The sequence below is a fragment of the Leucobacter iarius genome (assembly GCF_039530105.1).
Classification (GTDB): domain Bacteria; phylum Actinomycetota; class Actinomycetes; order Actinomycetales; family Microbacteriaceae; genus Leucobacter; species Leucobacter iarius.
This window is the reverse complement of the sequence record NZ_BAAAOB010000008.1, coordinates 1-4,670: the sequence shown is the minus strand read 5'-3', so window position 1 is coordinate 4,670 and position 4,670 is coordinate 1. Positions and strand designations below refer to the sequence as shown.

3 protein-coding genes are annotated in these 4,670 nt (G+C 65.8%); all 3 read right to left on the bottom strand.

Translation table 11 applies throughout. The features are described from left to right. Positions 1 to 28 precede the first annotated feature (28 nt). Complete coding sequence (locus tag ABD169_RS15995) at positions 29 to 2,059, bottom strand: hypothetical protein (protein WP_344033611.1); 2,031 nt, start codon at positions 2,057 to 2,059, stop codon at positions 29 to 31. A gap of 753 nt (positions 2,060 to 2,812) precedes the next feature. Next, on the bottom strand, positions 2,813 to 3,019 hold the full coding sequence (locus tag ABD169_RS15990) for a dodecin family protein (RefSeq protein WP_344033610.1): 207 nt from the start codon (positions 3,017 to 3,019) through the stop codon (positions 2,813 to 2,815). Positions 3,020 to 3,890: 871 nt separating this feature from the next. Further along, positions 3,891 to 4,670 (bottom strand): Ig-like domain-containing protein (locus ABD169_RS15985; RefSeq protein WP_344033609.1); only part of this gene is annotated, 780 nt, incomplete at its 5' end.

Here is a 4,670-nt window from a genome sequence, read left to right as displayed (position 1 = left end):
TTCGGTTGTGTGTTGCGCTCTTCCCGGGTTAGCGGACCTGGAACGTGTGGTCGATGTGCGTGCCGCCGTTCACCACGCGAATGGTGTACGTCATTGCGACATCGAGGCGCTTGTTGACATCAACGCTCCAGTCGCCGTTGCCGTCGGCGGTGGTCGTGCCGAGCGACATGTTGGTCACGATCGACTTGAGTTCGATCTTCGCGCCCGCGTTCGCGGTGCCGGTGAAGGTCACGGTGCCCGGGGCGACCGGGGTGCCGGTTGCCGGGCCGGTGACGGTGAGTTCTTCGGTGACACTCGGCTTCTTCACGGTGAACGTGCGGTCGACCTGCTTGGTGCCGTTCACGACGCGGATCGTGTAGACCTGCTCGGTGGTGAGCTGCTTGTTCACGTCCACGGACCAGTTGCCCGCGGCGTTCGCGGTGGTGGTGCCCAGGGGGTCGCCGGTCGCGACGGACTTGAGTTCGATCTTCGCGCCCGCGTTCGCGGTGCCGGTGAAGGTCACGGTGCCCGGGGCGACCGGGGTGCCGCCCGCGGCGGGGGTCTTCACGTCGAGCTGGTCGACGACCGGGTTGACCGCGGTGAAGCTGCGGTCCTCGGTCAGGCTGCCGTTGACGACGCGGATCGTGTAGGTGCCGGCGCCGAGGTTCTTGTTCACGTCCACGGACCAGTCGCCCTTGGAATCGGCGGTGGTGGTGCCCAGGGGGTCGCCGGTCGCGATCGAGCGGAGTTCGATCTTCGCGTTCGGGTTCGAGGTGCCGGTGAAGGTGATCGTGCCGGCGTTGACGCGACCGTTCCTCGCGGGAGTCGCTACGTCGAGCTTCTCGTTCGTGACGCCCGGGTTCAGGTGCACGGACGCGGTCGTGACGTTGTTGCCCTTGCCGGTCTGGGTGGCGGTGTAGATGCCGTCGGTCGCGGGGATGTTTGCCGCGTCGATGGTCCAGATGCCGTTGGCGAGCACGGTCGCGGTGCCGATCTCGGTGCCGGCCTGGTTCTTCAGGCTGATCTGGCCGCCGCCGACACCGCGGCCCTGGAAGCGCAGCGCGCCACCATTGTGCTCGGCGTCGGGGAGCGGGGTCTCGATCAGTGCTGCCGCGCCGAAGTCAGCGGTCACATCGAACGTGGTCGCGGCGGTCTCGCCGTCGATGACCTGCTTGATGGTGTAGGTCTGCTTGCCGCCCGCATTCGGTGCGGTGAGGTCGGTGGAGAACGCGCCGGTGATCGCGGCGGCGGGGGTGACCTTGAGCATCTTGGTGCCCTGCCAGATCTCGATGTTCGCGCCGGCCTGGGCCACGCCCGAGATGGTGAGGTTCTTCGTGACGTCGGGCAGGAACGCCGCGGTCGCGGTGATCGGGGCGACATTCAGCTCGACATCGACGGTCGTGTCGCCGGTCTTGTTGTTCTCGCCCTCGTACTGCTCGACCTTGATGGTGTTCTTGCCGAGCTTGAGGCCGGTGATTGTGTACGACCAGGTGCCGTCCTCGCCCACGGTGATCTCGGTCGAGTCGTTCAGGATCACAGTCGATCCCGGGACCGCGTGGCCGGTGAGGTCAGCGGTGCGGGCGTGGAGGTCCACCGACTGCACCGACGCCGAGAACACGGCCTTGAGCTGGTCCAGGTCAAAACGCATCGGCCCCAGACCCGTGGGCCCCTGGAGAAGAATGTTGTAGTACTGGCGCATCGAGGAGGTGCCATCGGGGGTTGCGAGCGTCCCGTTTGCGGTCAGGCGCACCTGCTGTGCGGCGGAGCCGTCGCAGGGCACCAGGGGCTGCATCGCGCCGTTCGCGACCCAGGAGATACACAGGTCCGGCCCACCGGCCGGGTTCTGGGTGCGAATGTCTCCCACCTCGCCGATGGCGGGCGTCTCGTAGACCGCGGCCGCGGTCAGCGCGTCGGCCTTCGTCGGGCTCAGGTGCAGTGCAGTCGCGGTGAAGCCTGCTGCTGAGGCGTTCGTGTTCAGGAGCCCGGCATAGCCAGAGGCGGCCACAGCCACGAGCTTCCCGGTGAGGCGCTGGGGTGTGGAGCTCGTGCTCGCCGCGTCGTCGGCGAACGACGGGGTCATCCCGAACCCGATCCCACTGAACGCCACCGCCGCGGTCAGGCCGGCAAAGCCAATCTTCCGCATATTCCGTCGTTTCGTCATACTGATTGCTCTTCCTTAGTTATCTCGAAACATGAGAGTGCCCCGCCGGCACTGCAACCGCGCAGACGGGGCTTCCCGCACAGGGCAGGAGGGCGAGCGCTCAGAGCAACCCGCACCACTCCAGTATGCATACATGCTGAAATATCGTCTACTGGATCGCTTGGTAATATATCGGTCCGTGGTGCTGCCGTTGGGTGGTTGGTCCAGGTGAACTTCGACCACTCGAAAGAAGCGGCAGGTGCCGGGCCGGATCGGGGGCCAAGGTGGGATGGGGCGCGAGGGCTCGCGGACGGGTGGCCGAGGCGGGCGCCCCTTGAGGGGCTTGGATGCGGTGCCAATTCTCGAGGGCGAGTGCGGCCTGGTAGTGGTGGATGGATCCGTTGACGATTTCGCTTTCAGGGCGCTGGGGAAGGCTGAAAATCCAGATCTGTCGGTGCCTTTGATCTCGATCCGCTCCGCCGCCAGGTCTCCGTATCGCGGGGTGAACGGTGCCGCCCCGCAGGCGCGACGACCCTTCTTGTATTTCACGTGAGCAACTGTTGTACATCGCCGCCCAAGCTCTGTGGCGTTGGGGTGCACAGAACCCCTCCCCGGGCTTCCAAAGCCGGGGGTTTCGTCATTCTCGTAGCGCGTACAGAATGCTTTCGGTTCGGTGGGCTGCCGTCTTCGCGGTCAATCTTCGAGGACGAAGGTGACTTCGAGGAGGACCTGGTAGCCGACGATGGCACCGTCGGTGATCTCGACCTTCTGATCCTTCACCCAGGCTCCGGAGATCCCGCGGAGCGTCTCGGCGGCGCGTGCGATGCCGGAGGTGATGGCGTCGTCAAAGCTCGTCTCGGAGCGGCTGCTGATGGTCGTGATGCGTGCGACGGAACTCATCTTCGTGCCCTTCGTCAGGTATGCACCGCGCGATGCGCGGATACCTGAATCATGCCCCGCGATCATGGCGAGGGGAAGGGCCGGATTCGGGGCCGGGCTCGACCAAGGATTGCCCCCAGCGTCCGTCCCCGGTTTTCCAGGCGAGCAGCTGCGCACCCTCGGGGATCACGACGGCATCTCGTGCGGTATCCCAGGACGGTCGCTCGGGTCCGCGTACGTCCTCAGATGACCCATCAGCGTGCAGGATTCTGGCAACGGCGATAACCATAGCCGCAGCGTAGAGCACGCTTATAGATCGCTCAGGGTGAGGCGCGCTCCAGCCGGAAGAAATGTTGGATAGGAAGTTTTCCTGGGGGCGGGTTGTCGTGCGATTCTGATCCCGTCAGGTGTCGTGAGTTTCTTCCCCGGGTCCAACTCGTGGCGGAGACGGCGAGCGGTTCACGCAAGAAGAAGCGTTCAAGGAGTCGGAGACTCTCCGTCTTGTTTCAAATTACAATCCCACCGGCTGGGATCTTGTGGGGCAAGCCCGCGCTCGCGCTGCGATACGCGTGGAGCAAATACCGGTTCCTCGGCTCTTGCGGAACGCAATCGCGCACGAGATGGGCGCGATAGCGTTCCTGCGCCGGAGCCGCGCCCAAGAGCGGCGCTCCGGCGCTCGATCTCATCGGGGCTCTTCGCCAGGACGCCTGGCCCATGCTCGGGATCGCGTGCCGGAACGCCGTCTCAAGGCGCACCCCAGAGCTTGGCACACTTCGAGGGCCTCCCGTTCGCTACTGACGGGCGCGACTCCTTGCTCCTACAGGAAGAGCCGGAGCGGTCTCGATGCTCTCGCGACCACCCCGGCTCTGTGTACGGGGCTTCTCCTCGGAGGCTAGCGGACCTGGAACGTGTGGTCGATGTGCGTGCCGCCGTTCACCACGCGAATGGTGTACGTCATTGCGACATCGAGGCGCTTGTTGACATCAACGCTCCAGTCGCCGTTGCCGTCGGCGGTGGTCGTGCCGAGCGACATGTTGGTCACGATCGACTTGAGTTCGATCTTCGCGCCCGCGTTCGCGGTGCCGGTGAAGGTCACGGTGCCCGGGGCGACCGGGGTGCCGGTTGCCGGGCCGGTGACGGTGAGTTCTTCGGTGACACTCGGCTTCTTCACGGTGAACGTGCGGTCGACCTGCTTGGTGCCGTTCACGACGCGGATCGTGTAGACCTGCTCGGTGGTGAGCTGCTTGTTCACGTCCACGGACCAGTTGCCCGCGGCGTTCGCGGTGGTGGTGCCCAGGGGGTCGCCGGTCGCGACGGACTTGAGTTCGATCTTCGCGCCCGCGTTCGCGGTGCCGGTGAAGGTCACGGTGCCCGGGGCGACCGGGGTGCCGCCCGCGGCGGGGGTCTTCACGTCGAGCTGGTCGACGACCGGGTTGACCGCGGTGAAGCTGCGGTCCTCGGTCAGGCTGCCGTTGACGACGCGGATCGTGTAGGTGCCGGCGCCGAGGTTCTTGTTCACGTCCACGGACCAGTCGCCCTTGGAATCGGCGGTGGTGGTGCCCAGGGGGTCGCCGGTCGCGATCGAGCGGAGTTCGATCTTCGCGTTCGGGTTCGAGGTGCCGGTGAAGGTGATCGTGCCGGCGTTGACGCGACCGTTCCTCGCGGGAGTCGC